Origin of the sequence: Oceanobacillus piezotolerans, assembly GCF_003665065.1 — a bacterium.
Lineage (GTDB): Bacteria > Bacillota > Bacilli > Bacillales > Amphibacillaceae > Oceanobacillus > Oceanobacillus piezotolerans.
Genome location: NZ_RCHR01000003.1, coordinates 284874 through 301185, shown reverse-complemented (window position 1 = coordinate 301185; position 16312 = coordinate 284874). Strand labels below are relative to the sequence as shown.

16 protein-coding genes and 1 riboswitch are annotated in these 16312 nt (G+C 38.9%); of the genes, 3 read left to right on the top strand and 13 right to left on the bottom strand.

The window, feature by feature from the left end:
- Window positions 1-251 precede the first annotated feature (251 nt).
- Window positions 252-611 carry a Lin0512 family protein gene (locus D8M04_RS09530; RefSeq protein WP_121522690.1) on the top strand — a complete coding sequence of 120 codons (360 nt, stop codon included), beginning with the start codon at window positions 252-254 and terminating at the stop codon, window positions 609-611.
- A 156-nt stretch (window positions 612-767) separates the two neighbouring features.
- On the opposite strand, the gene D8M04_RS09525 is transcribed toward D8M04_RS09530, so the two are convergent.
- The 6 genes from D8M04_RS09525 to D8M04_RS09500 all read right to left on the bottom strand — a co-directional run bounded on the left by D8M04_RS09525 (window position 768) and on the right by D8M04_RS09500 (window position 6100).
- Window positions 768-959, bottom strand: a complete 192-nt coding sequence (locus D8M04_RS09525; RefSeq protein WP_121522689.1) for a 4-oxalocrotonate tautomerase — start codon at window positions 957-959, stop codon at window positions 768-770.
- A gap of 138 nt (window positions 960-1097) precedes the next feature.
- Window positions 1098-1886: a 2-keto-4-pentenoate hydratase gene (locus tag D8M04_RS09520; RefSeq protein ID WP_121522688.1), complete on the bottom strand. Its 789-nt coding sequence runs from the start codon at window positions 1884-1886 to the stop codon at window positions 1098-1100.
- Between the two features lie 29 nt (window positions 1887-1915).
- Window positions 1916-2917 carry a 4-hydroxy-2-oxovalerate aldolase gene (dmpG, locus tag D8M04_RS09515; protein WP_121522687.1) on the bottom strand — a complete coding sequence of 334 codons (1002 nt, stop codon included), beginning with the start codon at window positions 2915-2917 and terminating at the stop codon, window positions 1916-1918.
- A 16-nt stretch (window positions 2918-2933) separates the two neighbouring features.
- Window positions 2934-3824: an acetaldehyde dehydrogenase (acetylating) gene (locus tag D8M04_RS09510; protein ID WP_121522686.1), complete on the bottom strand. Its 891-nt coding sequence runs from the start codon at window positions 3822-3824 to the stop codon at window positions 2934-2936.
- Window positions 3825-3845: 21 nt separating this feature from the next.
- Window positions 3846-4622 carry a 2-keto-4-pentenoate hydratase gene (locus D8M04_RS09505; RefSeq protein ID WP_121522685.1) on the bottom strand — a complete coding sequence of 259 codons (777 nt, stop codon included), beginning with the start codon at window positions 4620-4622 and terminating at the stop codon, window positions 3846-3848.
- Window positions 4623-4633: 11 nt separating this feature from the next.
- The gene (locus D8M04_RS09500; protein WP_121522684.1) at window positions 4634-6100 is read right to left on the bottom strand and encodes an aldehyde dehydrogenase; all 1467 of its coding nucleotides are present in this window, start codon (window positions 6098-6100) and stop codon (window positions 4634-4636) included.
- Window positions 6101-6405: 305 nt separating this feature from the next.
- Here D8M04_RS09500 and D8M04_RS09495 point away from each other — a divergent pair, with 305 nt between their 5' ends.
- A complete protein-coding gene (locus D8M04_RS09495; RefSeq protein ID WP_121522683.1) occupies window positions 6406-7191 on the top strand; it encodes an IclR family transcriptional regulator in 786 nt (261 codons plus the stop codon).
- A gap of 264 nt (window positions 7192-7455) precedes the next feature.
- On the opposite strand, the gene D8M04_RS09490 is transcribed toward D8M04_RS09495, so the two are convergent.
- The 6 genes from D8M04_RS09490 to D8M04_RS09465 form a co-directional block, all read right to left on the bottom strand.
- Window positions 7456-8280, bottom strand: coding sequence for a glycerophosphodiester phosphodiesterase family protein (locus tag D8M04_RS09490; RefSeq protein ID WP_158595104.1), 825 nt, complete (start codon window positions 8278-8280; stop codon window positions 7456-7458).
- Window positions 8273-9037 carry a glycerophosphodiester phosphodiesterase gene (locus D8M04_RS09485; RefSeq protein WP_121522681.1) on the bottom strand — a complete coding sequence of 255 codons (765 nt, stop codon included), beginning with the start codon at window positions 9035-9037 and terminating at the stop codon, window positions 8273-8275. The genes D8M04_RS09490 and D8M04_RS09485 overlap by 8 nt, the downstream gene beginning before the upstream one ends.
- A 95-nt stretch (window positions 9038-9132) precedes the next feature.
- Window positions 9133-10521: an ABC transporter substrate-binding protein gene (locus D8M04_RS09480; RefSeq protein ID WP_121522680.1), complete on the bottom strand. Its 1389-nt coding sequence runs from the start codon at window positions 10519-10521 to the stop codon at window positions 9133-9135.
- Window positions 10522-10585: 64 nt separating this feature from the next.
- Complete coding sequence (locus tag D8M04_RS09475) at window positions 10586-11395, bottom strand: carbohydrate ABC transporter permease (protein ID WP_425464022.1); 810 nt, start codon at window positions 11393-11395, stop codon at window positions 10586-10588.
- 2 nt (window positions 11396-11397) lie between these two features.
- Window positions 11398-12303, bottom strand: coding sequence for a carbohydrate ABC transporter permease (locus tag D8M04_RS09470; protein WP_187695440.1), 906 nt, complete (start codon window positions 12301-12303; stop codon window positions 11398-11400).
- 38 nt (window positions 12304-12341) lie between these two features.
- On the bottom strand, window positions 12342-13460 hold the full coding sequence (locus D8M04_RS09465) for an ABC transporter ATP-binding protein (RefSeq protein WP_121522677.1): 1119 nt from the start codon (window positions 13458-13460) through the stop codon (window positions 12342-12344).
- Window positions 13461-13752: 292 nt separating this feature from the next.
- On the opposite strand from D8M04_RS09465, the gene D8M04_RS09460 reads away from it, so the two are divergent.
- Entirely contained in the window at window positions 13753-14916 is a 1164-nt protein-coding gene (locus tag D8M04_RS09460) for an LL-diaminopimelate aminotransferase (protein ID WP_121522676.1), read from the top strand.
- Window positions 14917-14964: 48 nt separating this feature from the next.
- On the opposite strand, the gene dapA is transcribed toward D8M04_RS09460, so the two are convergent.
- Complete coding sequence (gene dapA / locus D8M04_RS09455; protein ID WP_121522675.1) at window positions 14965-15858, bottom strand: 4-hydroxy-tetrahydrodipicolinate synthase; 894 nt, start codon at window positions 15856-15858, stop codon at window positions 14965-14967.
- A 105-nt stretch (window positions 15859-15963) separates the two neighbouring features.
- Window positions 15964-16142: riboswitch (Lysine riboswitch) on the bottom strand.
- Window positions 16143-16312 lie beyond the last annotated feature (170 nt).

Below are 16312 nucleotides of genomic sequence, written 5' to 3'. Positions count from 1 at the left end.
ATAACAAAGGTTGAACCATATAATCATGAAAATATGGTTCAGCCTTTAATTTTTTTATGAATTAGATTGAAAAAAGGTCTATTCCATGGTCGGAAAACTCTGTTATACCTTATCAAATTCAATCCCTCCTTTACCTACTAAATTAGAAATTTGTTTGGCTACTTCTAAATTAATTCTCATAAATAAGATTAATAGATTCGATTATAGGATATAAGAATAGTAAGCCAAACAAAACCAAGGAGTTGTTAACATTGGATAAAATTTTATTCATTCAGACCGGAACGGGAATTGATATGCACGGACAGGATATTACAAATGCAGCGGTAAAAGCGGTGGATAACGCAATCAATTTTAACTCGATGCCAGGAATTGAAGCTGCACTACCAAACCAATCCCTGGATAATATGAAGGTGAAGGTCAAACTTGCAGTTCCTCGTAATTTGGACCAGTTAGATAAAGCCGAAGTAACCAAATCCATTCCCTTTGGCAAAGTAGAGATAGAAGTTATGGAAGGCGGTATGGCGACAACAAGTGGTATTATTCTTGAAGAAGAAGGCGATAGCAACGAAATGATGTATCTGGTAAATGCAGCTGTTGAGGTAGGATATTAATTATTACAAGTACAAGTTTCGTTCAATCTAACTGAAAAAAGAATTTTATTAAAAGGTCACTCATGAGCAGTAAGAATGACCGATTGGAAAAAATAGATAATTTGAAGAAAGGACAGGTGATCCTATTAGTAGGATCACCATTTCTCCTAATGCAGTCTACCTTCCTAATTTTTCTGCACTTGCTCCACCAATTCCCCAATGTGTCTTCGGTATCTCTTGAACAATAACTCGCACATTTTGTCGTGGTGCATCAAGCGTTTCCATAATTGTGTTTGTTACATTTTCCAATAAAGCTTCAATTTTTTCTGGTGAACGTCCTTCCATGATCTGTATATTTACGAGCGGCAACAAAATCGACTCCTTTCTTTTATAAAGTGATACCTCCACTCAGTGAGAATAATATACAGTCCCCACTTACCATTCTTGTAATCTACTCTGATTCCTGAGGACGGCGTCATACAGACAATTATCCTGCGGGAAAATGATTTATGCCTTTACGAAAAAGGACACTTCTCCAAGCCCACCGTATTTTGCCTGAACATAATCTCCAGGTTCAAGGCGAACAGCTGCAGTCAGTCCACCGGTTAAGATTGGCTGTCCAGCTTTTACTTTTTCGCCTTTTTTACTTAACATGTTTGCCAGTCTGGCAACAGAGTTAGCAGGATTTCCTAAAACGGCTGCTCCAGCACCTAATGCTTGAATTTCTCCATTAATAGAAAGTGTTACTCCAACTACATCCAACTCCAATTCGTCTGGTCTTCGCAGATACGTTCCAAACACTGCACCAGCTGCAGAGGTATTATCTGCTATCACATCAGGTAATGTGAAATTGAAATTCTCATAGCGGCTGTCAATAATTTCAAGTGCTGGGAATACGTAATCTGTAGCTCTTAATACATCTAGTGCCGTGACTCCAGGTCCCTCTAAGTCTCTTGCTAAAACAAATCCAATTTCCGGTTCAACCTTAGGATGGATGTAATCCTCTACAGAAACAGCTGCGCCCTCTTCCACGATCATATTATTAAAAACATAACCGTATATAGGATCAGTTACATTCATTTGTTTCATTTTTGCTTCGCTAGTAATTCCCATTTTGGGCCCAACAATTTGTAAGCCCTCAGCTAGTTTACGAGTGACAAGCTCTTCTTGCACTAAATAGGCTTCGTCAATCGTCAGGTTAGGATATAATGTGTCCGTTATTTTTACAATCTCCCGTTTTTCTCTTTCGGCTTGAAGAACGTAGGTTGCTAATTCATCAATTGTATGTTTATCCATGTTTCTCCTCCAATAACAGCTTTAAGCTTTTATTTATTTGCTAGTCCTGCTGCTACATCAATAATCATATCCTCTTGGCCACCGACAATTTTTTGTCTGCCAAGCTCTATTAAAATATCACGCGAGTCGACAGAGAATCTTTTCGCAGCACGATTAGCATGTAATAAAAAGCTTGAGTATACACCAGCATAACCTAATGTTAAGCTATCACGATTGATTTCCTGTGGTTTCGGCAATATAGGTGCGACTATTTCTTCTGCCATATCCATCAACTTATATAGATCGACGCCCGTTGAAATTCCCATTTTATCTAACACGGCGACTAGTACTTCTGTCTGTGTATTTCCCGCACCTGCTCCTAGGCATCGAACACTGCCATCAATACGAGTTGCTCCTTCTTCAATGGCCGCTAACGTGTTTCCCATTGCAACGGATAAATTGTTATGTCCATGGAAGCCGATATCTACTTCCAATGTTTGACGAAGTGCTCTGATTCTTTCTTTTACTTCATGTGGAAGCAATGCACCTGCAGAGTCAACAACATATACTATATCTGCTCCATAATTCTCCATTAGTTTCGCCTGTTCCACTAATGTCTCAACTGGTGCCATGTGACTCATCATTAAAAATCCAACTGCTTCCATTCCTAATTCTTTTGCTGTTTCAATATGCTGCTTAGAGATATCCGCTTCTGTCACATGCGTTGCAACCCGGGCCATCTTCGCACCAAGCTTCTTTGCTTCTTTTAAGTCTTCAATTGTTCCAATCCCAGGAATAAGCAATACTGCAATCTTTGAGAAATTGGACACTGAAACGGCTGCTTCAATTAATTTCATCTCATCTACTTTTGATAAACCGTACTGTAATGAAGAGCCACCAAGCCCATCCCCATGGGACACCTCAATATAGGGAATCATTGCATCATTAAGTGATTGGACAATCGAACGGACTTGTTCTACCGTATATTGATGACTGATTGCATGACTCCCATCACGCAGTGCCACTTCAGTTAGGATAATTTCATTTGACACATTTTCCTCCCCTTTCCTACGAATGATTTGCTACCTGGTGCTTCCGATTTTTAGCAAACTCTTCAGCTACTTTCACCGCGGCAGACGTCATAATGTCTAAGTTACCAGCATATTTTGGCAAGTAATGTCCAGCACCCTCAACTTCTAGGAATACTGTAACCTTATTTCCGTCAAAAATAGGCTCTGTTCGTAATTTGTATCCAGGTACATAGCTTTGAACCTTGCTCACCATTTCTTTAATAGATTTAGTGATGCCCTCTTCATCTATTGTTTCTCCTTCTACCAATGCATGAATCGTATCCCGCATCATGATAGGCGGTTCAGCAGGATTTAAAATAATGATTGCTTTCCCTTTTCGGGCGCCACCAACTGTTTCAATTCCTTTAGCTGTTGTTTCTGTAAATTCGTCTATGTTTGCTCTTGTGCCAGGCCCGGCACTTTTACTAGAAATAGTAGCGACAATTTCACCATATTCTACGGGAGCAATTTGACTAATCGCAGAGATAATTGGGATTGTGGCTTGCCCTCCACAAGTAATTAGATTAACATTCTCTGCATTCACATGTTCTCCCAAATTAACAGTAGGAACGATAAACGGACCAAGAGCAGCTGGAGTTAAATCTAGCATTTGTTTCCCTAGCTTTTTAGCTACTTCCGCATTATGAAGATGGGCTTTTGCACTTGTTGCGTCAAAGAGAATATCGACTAAGTCCGGCTGCTCCAGTAAACCATCAACTCCATTATCAAAAACCTGCAGTCCTAAGTATTCTGCATGCTGCATTCCCTTAGATGTACGGTTAATTCCCATCATGGTTGTTAACTCCAGTACATCTGATTTGGTTAATTTCACCATCAAATCCGAACCAATATTACCAGATCCAATAATGCCTACTTTTATCCTTTCCACCTTCATCCCTCCTTTGATTTTTTATTCTGTAAATGTGATGGATACTTCTCCAAGTTCAGCAAATTTTGCGTAGAAATGATCACCAGGTTTAGCTTCAACAGCTGCTGACAGCGCACCAGATAAAATCACTTCTCCAGCTTTCAACGTGATATCAAATTCTGATAACTTATTTGCAAGCCAAGCCACACATTTTACTGGATCACCCAGTGCAGCTGCGCCAACTCCAGTATTTTGTAAAGAATCATTTTTATATAGAGCCATTCCTAATTGTTTTACGTCTATTTCTGTCAATTTTTTAGGTTTCTCACCGAGAACATAGAGTCCAGATGAGGCATTATCTGCTACCGTGTCTTCTAATGTAATCTTCCAATCTTTGATTCTGCTGTCGACAATTTCGAGTGCGGCAACAACTACATCTGTTGCTTGTATAACATTCATTGAGGTAACATTTGGCCCTTTTAGATCTTCTTTTAGAATAAAAGCAATTTCCCCTTCCACTTTTGGCTGGAGTACTTTATGGAATGGAATACTCCCCCGATTTTCAATTACCATATTAGAGAGCAAATGACCATAATCAGGCTCACCAACTCCAAGCATGTCTTGCATCGCTTTAGAAGTTAATCCAATCTTCTTTCCAGTTATGCGGTGACCTCTGTTTACCTCTTGTTTGATCGTAGCCAATTGAATTTGATAAGCTTCATGAATGGTAAGGTTTGGGTTCAGCTCGGTTACCGGCTGAACCCCTTCCCTTATACTCCATGCACTCGCTAAATGGGACGCTAATTGTTCTGCTTCCATGTAAGAACCTCCTAAAGTTTAACCGTTACATTCGTTAATTCGGAGTAAAAGTCAAAGCTGTGTGCGCCGCCTTCACGGCCAATTCCACTGCTCTTCATGCCACCAAATGGTGTACGCAGATCACGTAAGAACCATGTATTTACCCAAACCATACCTGCCTCAATTTGTGCAGAAAGGCGAGTTGCACGTTTGATATTTGTTGTCCAAAGACTTGCACTTAATCCATAATGCGTATCATTTACTTGATGTAAGACTTCCTCTTCGGTATCAAAAGGCACCACCGTAACAACTGGCCCGAAGATTTCCTCACGGACACATCTGGAATCACTGTTTAAACCAGTAATAATCGTTGGTTCCACAAAGAATCCTTTCTCAAAGCCTTCTGCAGCCTTTCCACCGATAACAAAATGACCGCCTTCTTCTTTTGCTATATCCAAATAGCTTAATACTTTGTTGTAGTGCTCCTCACTAACTAACGCTCCCACTTTCGTATCTTCATGGAAAGGATCTCCTACTCTCAGGTCTTTTGCCTTATCTTGAAATTTCTCGATAAATTCGTCGTAAATGGATCGTTCTACGTAAATTCTAGATCCACATAAGCAAACTTCTCCTTGGTTAATAAAGCTGGATTTAAGTGTTGTTTCGATTACATCATCTAAATCAGCATCTGCAAATATGATATTCGGATTCTTTCCGCCAAGCTCGAAGGACAGTTTCTTTAAAGTCGGGGCAGCAGCTTTCATAATGGCACTTCCAGTAATGGTTTCTCCAGTGAATGCAATGGCATCCACATCATCATGTGACGTAATTGCTGCACCTGTTTCCCCAAATCCATGGACCATATTAACGACACCATCTGGAATTCCTGCATCTTTACAAATTTGTGCCAGAACGGTTGCTGTCATTGGTGTCACTTCTGATGGTTTCATTACTACTGTGTTGCCTGCAGCTAATGCCGGAGCTAATTTCCAAGTCATCAGCAGCAATGGCAAGTTCCAAGGGTTAATTAAACCTACTACTCCAACTGGGTGGCGAACCGCATAATGCATCGCAATGTCGTCCTGTTGGTATGCTTCTGTTCCAACAGTAGTCATGAAGTCTGCAAAAAAGTGAAAATTATACGCTGCCCGCTCAACATCCACACTTCTTGATAACCAGATGGGTTTACCAGTATCTAATGATTCCAATACAGCCAATTCTTCTTTTCTTTCTAAAATAAGATCGCCAACTTTACGAATCAGTGCAGAACGCTGTCTTAATGGCATATTTCCCCATTCTGCGCGAAGTGCTCTTCTTGCCACAGCTACCGCTCTATCTACATCTTCCTTTGTTCCTTCTGCTACCGTTCCTAATACTTCTTCTGTTGCTGGATTAATGTTTTCAAATGTTTTTCCATTTATAGAAGGAACATATTCTCCATCTATAAAGTGGGAACAATCAATTGCCTTTACTTCCGTTCTGTTTTCCGTTGTTTGCATCAGTAAGTCCTCCTTTTTGTATTTAAGGGAACGCTTTCAGCATTTCCGCTTAACCCATGAAAATTAGTAAACAACCTATCCCTTTGATGCACATCCTCTTGAACACCTTCATTATAGAAAACCAATAATGAGAAGAATAGTCTGGTGTTCCTCTATACGCAACAGAAGGGAGATTTTTTATAAAAATTTTTAGATAATAAAATTAAAGAGTTATTTTTTCTATAGATACTATGGGTAAAACATTGATATTATAAATATAAGTCTTGTTCTTTTATGCAGAACAGGCTTTTCTGAGGAGGATACTTATGACTAAAAACAAACCACAAGTATTATCGTCTGTTCGCAATGCATTGCGCATCCTGAAAAGCTTCTCAACTTTTGAACCGACCAAAAAAGTGAGTGAATTGGCCGAATCCTTAGGACTTGCTAAGAGTACGGTAAGCAGACTGCTTTCAACATTAGCCAGTGAAGGGTTTGTAGTAAAAGATGATAAAACAGGAGCCTATCGCCTCGGGTTGTCTGTACTAACGTTAGGCGGAATTGTAACGAATCATTTAGAGATCCATAAGGAAGCAGCTCCTGTACTATATAAATTAGTCAACGACACAGGAGAAACGTCACATCTTGCCATCATGGATGGATTGGATACGATCTATATCCATAAGGAGGAGTGTAATCATCCAGTACGAATCCTCACACATTTAGGTAGAAGAAACCCGTCTTATTGCACAAGCTCAGGAAAGGTTTTGCTCGCATATAATGATTCTTCCCTAACTGAAGAAGTTATTTCCCAAGGGTTAAGGGCACACACACCTGCTAGTATTACCGATCCAGATAAACTCAGATTAGAGTTGAAATCTATACGTGAAAAAGGCTACGCCGTTAGCACAGAAGAATTAACAGAGGGAACCCGTTCTGTCGCAGCACCTATACGGGATTTTACGGGGAAAGTAGTTAGTGCCATTACTGTAGTTGGTCCGATCCAGAGAATGAAAGACTATAAGATTAAAGAAATCGCTAAAAAAGTGATGGATGCGGGAAAAGAAGCTTCGGAACGATTAGGCTATGATAGTCGTTATTATAAAAATTGATACAATCGTTATACCTCCTTCATGAACAATTAGATGGACCAACAATATTTCAAAAAAGAGAAGCAACTAAGTAATTTAATGCTATCACGATTTGGATTGCCACTCATAAATGTGCTGCTTGTTGTCCACACATTACTTATCATATTTATATCTTTCTAAGTCTTGATTTTTTCAGCACTCGTCTAACAAATTCTGATGCTGATCAAGATCTATTATTCCCAAAAGTTGAGCCTAGCCCATCCAATTGGACAAGCTGGGCTCTAATTATTCATTCCCTGCGATTAACTCTTTCGTAAAGAGAATATCATCTGTGAAAAAACCGTCTACATTCAGCTCATGTACACGTTTCTGCTCTTCTCTTTGGCTGCTGGGATTAGTGAAATATACATGAACCTCTTTTCCTGCTCGGTGTAATTGGTTTACGTTTGTAACGGTTACATCTGTTGATTCCATTCCAATGATTGGATAGGACACTGCAATCGCTTCTTCTAATTCAAAGTTTCCTTTTTTATAGAGCAGAGTAAGCGGAATATCATCTTCCAGTTGTTGAATCTTTTCAAGACTAGCTTGTGAAAAGGATTGAATGGTAACAAGGCTCTTTTCAACTAGATCATACATGTTCAGATAATTGATCAACGGCTCTTCCATCTCTGTGGCACCATCTACTAATCTTGTCTCAATATAATAATGCTCGCTAGTCCCAAATGTATCGAGGATTTCAACTAGAGTAGGAATCTCCTCCTCCGATTCTTTCTGATTAAATACTTCTACCGTTTCATACTCTTTCATTTCCTCAATGGTGTAATGCTCTGGTTCCCCTTCGCCATTTGTTGTACGATCAATCGTTTCGTCATGCATCGCGATTAATACATCATCCTTTGTCATGCGTAGATCAATTTCTAATGCATCGACTCCATCATTTGCTGCAATTTTATATGCTGTGAGTGTATGCTCATTAAACCGATCATTAGCACCGCGATGTGCTATTATTTTCGGTGGATCAACAAGTCCTGGTTGGGGTACTTCCGGTGTACAGCCAGTTAATGCAATGATAGATATAATCAGAAAGAAGGCAGTCTTTCTAAACAAACATTTTTCTTTCATTTCTAAAGAACAGCGCTTTTTCTGGGTAGTCTGTAATAATGGCTTGAACCTGAAGATCAAGCAGCTGTTTTATCTCATCTGTACTATTAGCTGTCCACACACGAAGATTTTGCAAGAGATTTTTATAATCATATACATTCTCTAGCACCATGTCTTTAGAGATATGTAGAGATTCCATCGCAAATGTTTCCATATAGTCTACTGGATGAGAAATTCCCTGCATAAGCAGCCAAGCTATTTTTGCAGTCGGATCCATGTTCTTAATCCGCAATAAACTAGGTAAATGAAAGGATGAATACACTACCTTTCTATTATTTCCATATTGCTCCACAAGAGAGAGTACCTTTTCCTCTATTCCGAAGTAAGGAAAAATATAAGTCTTTAACTCGATATTTAATTCAACCTTTGGGAAATCATGCAATAATTCCAGAACCTCTTGAAGGGTGGGCACCCTTTCTTCACCCCAAGTCTCATAGTCATAGCTTTCAAAATGCTGGAATTTGGCACCCGCACTGTATTCTTTAATTTCTGGAAGAGTCAAGTCCTTAATAAATCCATTTCCATCTGTGGTCCGGTCCAATTGTTCATCATGTATAACAACAATTTCACCGTCCTTTGTCATATGGACATCCAATTCAATTCCATCTACCCCTTGCTCGATTGCCTTTTGGAAACTAATTAAGGTGTTCTCTGGATATGCTCCCATACTTCCACGATGACCATAAATCTTTGTTTCTCTCATATAAACTCCTCCCTTATCATACATCCGGTAGTGAAGCTAAAGGAGAATAGAGCATGTTCGCTCTATTCTCAAGCCTTCTTTCATTCATTTACTGTTTATTCGCCACGTGCAGCGTTTGCTTGTTCAATTGCAGCATTGAATTGTTCTACGGCCGTATTGTAGGCAGCATCAACTTCTCCGCCATTATAGACAGTTTCCAAAGCCGTCTCCATTACTTTACGTCCTTGTGGAAGCATATCCATTAAAGCGCCTTGAGTAGCATAGCTTGATTCTGTTGCTTGAAGTTGTTCAACTGTTACTTTTAATTGTGGCATTTCTGTATGAGCATCTACAACAATTTGTTCTTCATAAGCAGCAGGATTGATAGCAAAGTAACCAGTTCCTACATGCCACTGTGCTTGAACTTCTGGAGTTTGCAGGTACTTCATGAAATCCCATGCTGCTTGTTGTTCTGCTTCTGGTTTGCCATCGATCATCCATAGACTAGCTCCGCCAATTACTACCCCTTGGCGCTCTTTATCTTCTGGATGCGGTAAGAAAGCAATACCTACCTCAAACGGTGCGTTATCAATAACATCACGGGAGCTTGCCGATGATTGCAAGAACATCGAAACATCCTCTGCTAAGAAACCAGCAACCATGTTATCTCCATTCGTACCATAATTAGCAAATGTACCGTCATCAACCATGTTTTTCACCCAATTGAAGATGGATTTTCCTTCTTCTTCCGTCCAACCAATTTCTGTAGGGGTATCTGTACGTCCATTATCATTATTTAGTAATAATGCTCCTTGGTTTGCCAATAATTGCTCCCATAGCCATCCATAAGCCTGTAAAGCGAAGCCCTTCATCTCAGGATTAGATTCCACTATAGCTCTGCTCACTTCTTCCACTTCTTCAAATGTTTCTGGTGGTGCCTCTGGATCTAAACCAGCAGCTTCAAATGCATCCTTATTATAGTACATTACTGGAGTGGAAGAGTTAAATGGCATAGAATAGAATGTTCCATCAAGAGAATAATAGTTAGTAATATTTTCTTCTAATCCGCTCATATCGTAGTTATCTGCATCGACAAATTCTTGAATAGGTACGATTTGCCCACTATTAATCATAGACATTGTCCCAATCTCAAAGGTTTGAATCATTGTTGGGGCACTGTCAGAACCTGCAACTGCATTGAATTTCGTCAACGATTCATCGTATGTCCCTTGATATTCTGCATTTACTTGCACCTTATCTTGAGACTCGTTATAGCCTGCAACAATTTCATCAATTGCTTCTTGACCAGCACCGCCCATAGAATGCCAGAAAGTTACCGTTTGTTTTTCTCCACTTTCTTCATTTGCTTCCTCAGCAGAATCAGAAGACGTGGTCTCTGCTTCTTCCGTATTATCGCCCGCTGTTTCTTCTGCTTCACCCTCTGTACCACACGCAGCAATAAATAGTACTAGACCTAGCATTAGAATGGATAATAGCTTTCTCATTCTCTCTACACTCCTCTTTGAAAATATTTATGTAACCCGCACAGCGCGGGGTAACACCATTTTCTTACTTCAAAGCACCTTCTGTTAAACCTCTTTGCAGCTTTTTCTGTCCTAAAAACAGTAGAATCAATGTAGGGATAATTACAATGACCGCACCTGCCATGATGACACCCCAGTCATTAAGCTGCTCTTGGGTTTGCAATTGTTTCAAACCAATTTGAACAGTTCGCACAGAGTCGTTCGTAGTCGCGAGTAATGGCCACAAGTACATATTCCAGGAAGTTAAAAATCCATATACCCCCAACGTTACGAGACTCGTTTTTGCTACCGGAAGGACTACTGTTAAGTAAAAGCGAAAATCTCCCATGCCTGCAATTTGACTTGCTTCTTTCAGTTCCTTTGGAATCATTTTGAAATTCTGTCTTAAAAGGAACGTACCAAAAGCCATAGCAAAAAATGGTATCGTTAAACCTTGATAGGTATCAATCCAATTCAAATCACGAATAATATGGAAGTTAGGAATGATAGATGCTTCGAATGGAATCATCATGGTAGCAATAAAGACATAAAATAATAGATCTCTTCCCTTAAACTCTAAAAATACAAAAGCATATGCCGCCAAACTGCAAAGTACCAATTGGCCTATCATAATTAAAATCGAGACGACAAAGCTGTTAAAGAGATATTGAAATAATGGAAATCTCTCAAATGCATTCTTGTAATTATCCAGCGTTAGAGATGTTGGCAGGCTGCCGGTTAGAATATCCTGGTTAGACATAAAGCTCATTACCAAGGCCATTAAAGTAGGAGCGAACAGGATGATTGCAGAGATTGTTAATAATATGTAGAAGATAAGTTTCTTTCCTGTGCCCATTGTCATTGATAATGAACCTTCCTTTCTCCAAATTTAAACTGTATGGCTGTCATTAATAAAATAAGGATAAATAAGACAACGGCTTGTGCGCTTGCTGAACCAAACTGGTAATTTACAAATGCTTCCCGATATATTGAATATACAATCAGATTGGTCTCGTTCGCTGGACCACCTTGTGTTAAAATATCGATCTGCCCAAAGGTTTGAAATGCATTTATAATTGTTACTGTAATTACAAAGAACAACGTAGGTGAAAGCATTGGAATCGTGATTCTTCTTAATTTGTAAAAGTATCCTGCTCCATCGATATCTGCGCTCTCGTATAAATAGGAGTCTATCGACTGCAGTCCACCTAGCAATATTAAAAATGTAAATCCAATGTTCATCCAAATAGTTGTAATAGAAATCGAGACTAATGCCCACGCAGGGTCTGTTAACCAGCCAATAGCTTCAAAACCTAGTGCTTCCACTATCATATTTAAAAATCCCATCGAAGGATTAAACAAATACAGCCAAAATACAGATGCGGCAGCAACCGAGATTCCCATCGATGAAGAATAAATCGTTCGGAAGAAACCTACACCCTTTAATTTCTCATTGGCAATGACCGCTAAAAATAAGCTGATAATCACTGTAACTGGTACCGTATAAAGAACAAATAAGAAAGTCGACATCATACTTTTTAAAAATACAGGTGAGGTAAACAGGTTAATATAGTTCTGCCAACCGACAAAAACAGTGGTGGAGCCACTTGCGTCTGTAAGAAAAAAACTTAAATAAATCGTTCTAAGCATCGGATAGAATAAAAAGACACTAAATAATAAAATGGATGGCGATAAGAACAATATTCCTTTTATAAAGCTCTTTATTTTTTGTTTCTTTCTTACCTGTTTAAAAACAAGTTCCATAGAATCCTGATTTTGAACAGCTAAATCACTTGCAATACTCATATGGCAACCACCTCTTGGCTCTTGCCTGCAGTAGCAGCTTTCAATAATTCTTCTGAATCGGAATCAAAGTAACATAAATGTTCTACTGATATACGCACAGGTATTTTATCCCCTACATTAATCATCCATTGACCAGGCCACTTTGCCGTCCATAACTCAGTTCCAATATCAAAAGCAAGTGTTGTCTCATTTCCTAAATGTTCTACATTAACTACTTCTAAATAATGGGTTGCATTCTCTTCCATTCCCGAGAAAATATGCTCTGCTCGAATTCCAACAGTAAGATTTACATCTTTTAAACGTTCACTTACTGATAAGGGATCCATCTCAATAGGCAGCACACCTTCAATAATTAACTGCTTATAGTCAGTAGAGAACTTCGCTTTCCCCAAGTTCATTTTGGGAGAACCAATAAAAGAAGCGACAAAAAGATTTGCTGGCTCATTGTATAGTGTGATAGGTTTACCTATCTGCTGAATAATTCCATCATTCAGTACCATAATCCGGTCCCCCATTGTCATGGCCTCTACTTGATCATGCGTAACGTAAATCATAGTTAATCCTAATCTTTTTTGCAGTCTTCTTATTTCTACGCGCATATTTGCACGGAGCTTAGCATCTAAATTTGATAACGGTTCATCCATCAAACATAATGGGGCTTGGCTTACAACGGAACGGGCTAGTGCAACACGTTGACGTTGACCCCCAGATAACTCTCTTGGCTTTCGGCTTAGCAATTCACTTAGCCCCATCATTTCGGCAGTTTCTCTCAATCTCTCTTGCTGTTCCACTTTTGATACTTTCTTTGCTTTTAATCCAAATAATATATTTTGCTCCACTGTTAAATGTGGGTACAAGGCATAATTTTGAAAGACCATGGATAGATTGCGTTCCTTTGGTGGAAGGTGATTAACCACCTTATCATTAATTTTCAGCGTGCCATCTGTAATGTCTTCCAACCCGGCTATCATACGAAGTAAGGTACTCTTACCCGAACCTGAAGGACCAACCAGCACAAAGAATTCCCCTTTTTCAATAGAAAGGCTGATTTCATTTAATACTTTTTTCTGTTTGTCATAGGATTTGGTAATATCGATTAATTCAACCTGCTCCATGTCCAAAACCTCCTTTACTTTCTGATTAAATCATATTTTTTCATACAAATAGTTAAATTTACAAAAATCTGTCAACTATTTAACATCTGTTTAATAACCTTAATATTGTGTTTAACTAGTTCAAGTTAAATTAACATCAAAATCCTTCTTATGACATGTTGACACATTTAGTTTAGATCGAATTGCACGGTATTAAAGGCCTGCAATATTTTTTTATATTTTTATGGTTCCACAGATTATTCAAAAAAATGATATAATATGGGATAAAATAGACTTATTTGAGGTGAGTTTCTTGAAATTTTCCTTTTCTACTAAAATGGATCAATTTAAAACTTCTATATTTAATGAGCTGGCTGCATTTAAAAAGCAGAAAATGGAGAGCGGAATGGAAATAGTTGACTTGAGTATTGGCAGTCCAGATCTTCCTCCCCCTACTTATGTAATGGAAGAATTATCTACTCATGCAAAAGATCCCCTACAATATGGGTATGCATTAACCGGGATGGAGGAGTTTCATCAAGCCATTGCAAATTATTATCATAGAAACTATCATGTTCAGGTTGATAGTAGAAATCAGGTATTAACTGTAATGGGATCACAGGATGGACTTGTCCATTTACCACTTGTCTTCTGCAATGAGGGCGATACTGTTCTTGTCCCAGATCCTGGTTATACAGCATATGAAACGGGGATTTCACTTGCTGGTGCGACTCCCTACCCTATGCCCCTTCTAGAGGAAAACCATTTTCTTCCTGATTTAGATGCTATCCCAGAAGAGATAAAAAAGAAGGCTAAACTACTGATTCTAAACTTTCCAGGCAATCCAGTACCAGCATTAGCAACAGAAGACTTTTTCCAAAAGGTTGTTGCTTTTGCTAAAGAAAATAACATAGCAGTTCTTCATGATTTCGCATATTCTGAGCTTTACTATGAAAACAAGCCAATCAGTTTCTTATCTGTAGAGGGAGCTAAAGAAGTTGGAATTGAGTTTAACTCTCTATCCAAAAGCTTTAATATGGCTGGCTGCAGGGTAGGTTATGTCACAGGAAATGAGATCATTATTGACGCATTGGGAAGGCTTAAATCCAATCTGGATTATGGCATCTTTCTACCTATTCAACGTGCGGCTGTTCGTGCATTAGAGGGAAATGAGCCTTTTAGCAATGATTTAAGAAATATCTACAAAAGAAGACGAGATATTTTAGTAAATGGGTTTAATAGGTTAGGCTGGAGAATTCAGAAACCCGCTGCTTCGATGTTTCTTTGGGCACGAATCCCCTCATCCTATACATCAACCGAATTTGCTTATCGGCTAATCGATGAAGCTGGTATTGTCGTAACACCAGGTAATGCTTTCGGAGAATCAGGAGAAGGATTTGTAAGAATTGCTTACGTTCAATCAGAGAAGGTCCTGCACCAAGCCGTAGAACAACTAGCGCATCATAAATTTTTCTAAAATTAAAAAGGGATAAGCCTGATGACTTATCCCTTACCTTATATTACATTAATAACCAGATGCCTTCTTTAATTCATATGCAGCCATTATTTCGAATAAAACAGCACGTTCTGTCTCCGATAGCGGGACGAGCGGTAAGCGCACACCTCCGACTTCATTCCCGATTCGGTTTAATGCTTCTTTAACTGGTGTAGGACTTGGAGCGGCAAATATTGCTTTCATCATTGGTAATAAATCGCGATGCAAGCGTGCTGCTTCTATAACATTTCCATTCTGAAATTGTCTTACCATATCCTGCATTTCATTCCCAATTAAATGGGATGCTACGGAAACAACCCCTGTTCCACCAATAGATAGCATAGGAATAGTCAGACTGTCATCCCCGCTGTACACACTAAAATCTGAAGATGTATGACTAATAATCTGCGCTGCTGCTTCCAGATTTCCACTTGCTTCTTTAACCGAAACAATATTTGGAATGCTAGATAGTCTAATAACAGTCTGTGGCTCCATATTAATGACGCTTCTTCCCGGTATATTATATAGCATTACAGGAAGTGCTGTACTTTCAGCAATAGTTTTAAAATGCTGGTATAAGCCTTCTTGTGACGGTTTGTTGTAATAAGGAGTCACAAGCATAATCCCATCTACCCCAATTGCTTCCGCCTCTTTCGTCAACTCAACAGAACCTTTCGTGTTATTAGATCCCGTTCCAGCAATGACAGGCACTCTGCCATCTACAACTTCCACCACAAATTTAAAAAGTTCAAGTTTCTCCTTATGAGAAAGTGTCGGAGATTCCCCTGTCGTACCTGCGACGACTAAGCCTTCCGTTCCATTATTAATTAAGTAATTTACTAGATTCTTAGTAGCTTGAAAATCCAATTCCCCTTCTTTATCAAAAGGAGTAACCATAGCTGTTAATATTTTACCGAAATTCATTCAATACACACCCTTTTCTTTGATTTTTTTGTGAAGGGTGGAGGACTAATATAAAAAGCAATAACGAGAGCTCGCTATTGCTTTAGAACATTTGACGTTTGTTCTTCGCTTGATAGCCCTCCATATAGTCTCCTATATGACAGTTCTGCATTTATTCAATAACAGACCCAGCTTCAGGATGATGAGCATCCCTCTACTTCGGCGAATCTCCCTTTCCCTATGCTTCCATGGAGCCCATTCTCCTCCACATAAGTACTAATGATTTTCGCACCTCTATCCTTACTTCAAAAAAACATTTTTTAAAATAAGAAGATATTTGTTTGTTAATCTCAATGTAACAAATATATATATATAAAACAAGTGCTTTTATGGATAATAAATACAAATACTATTATAATAGTAGAAAATTTCTTTCTTTAACAACTAAGAAAATCCGCCAGGCTAAAACCTGGTA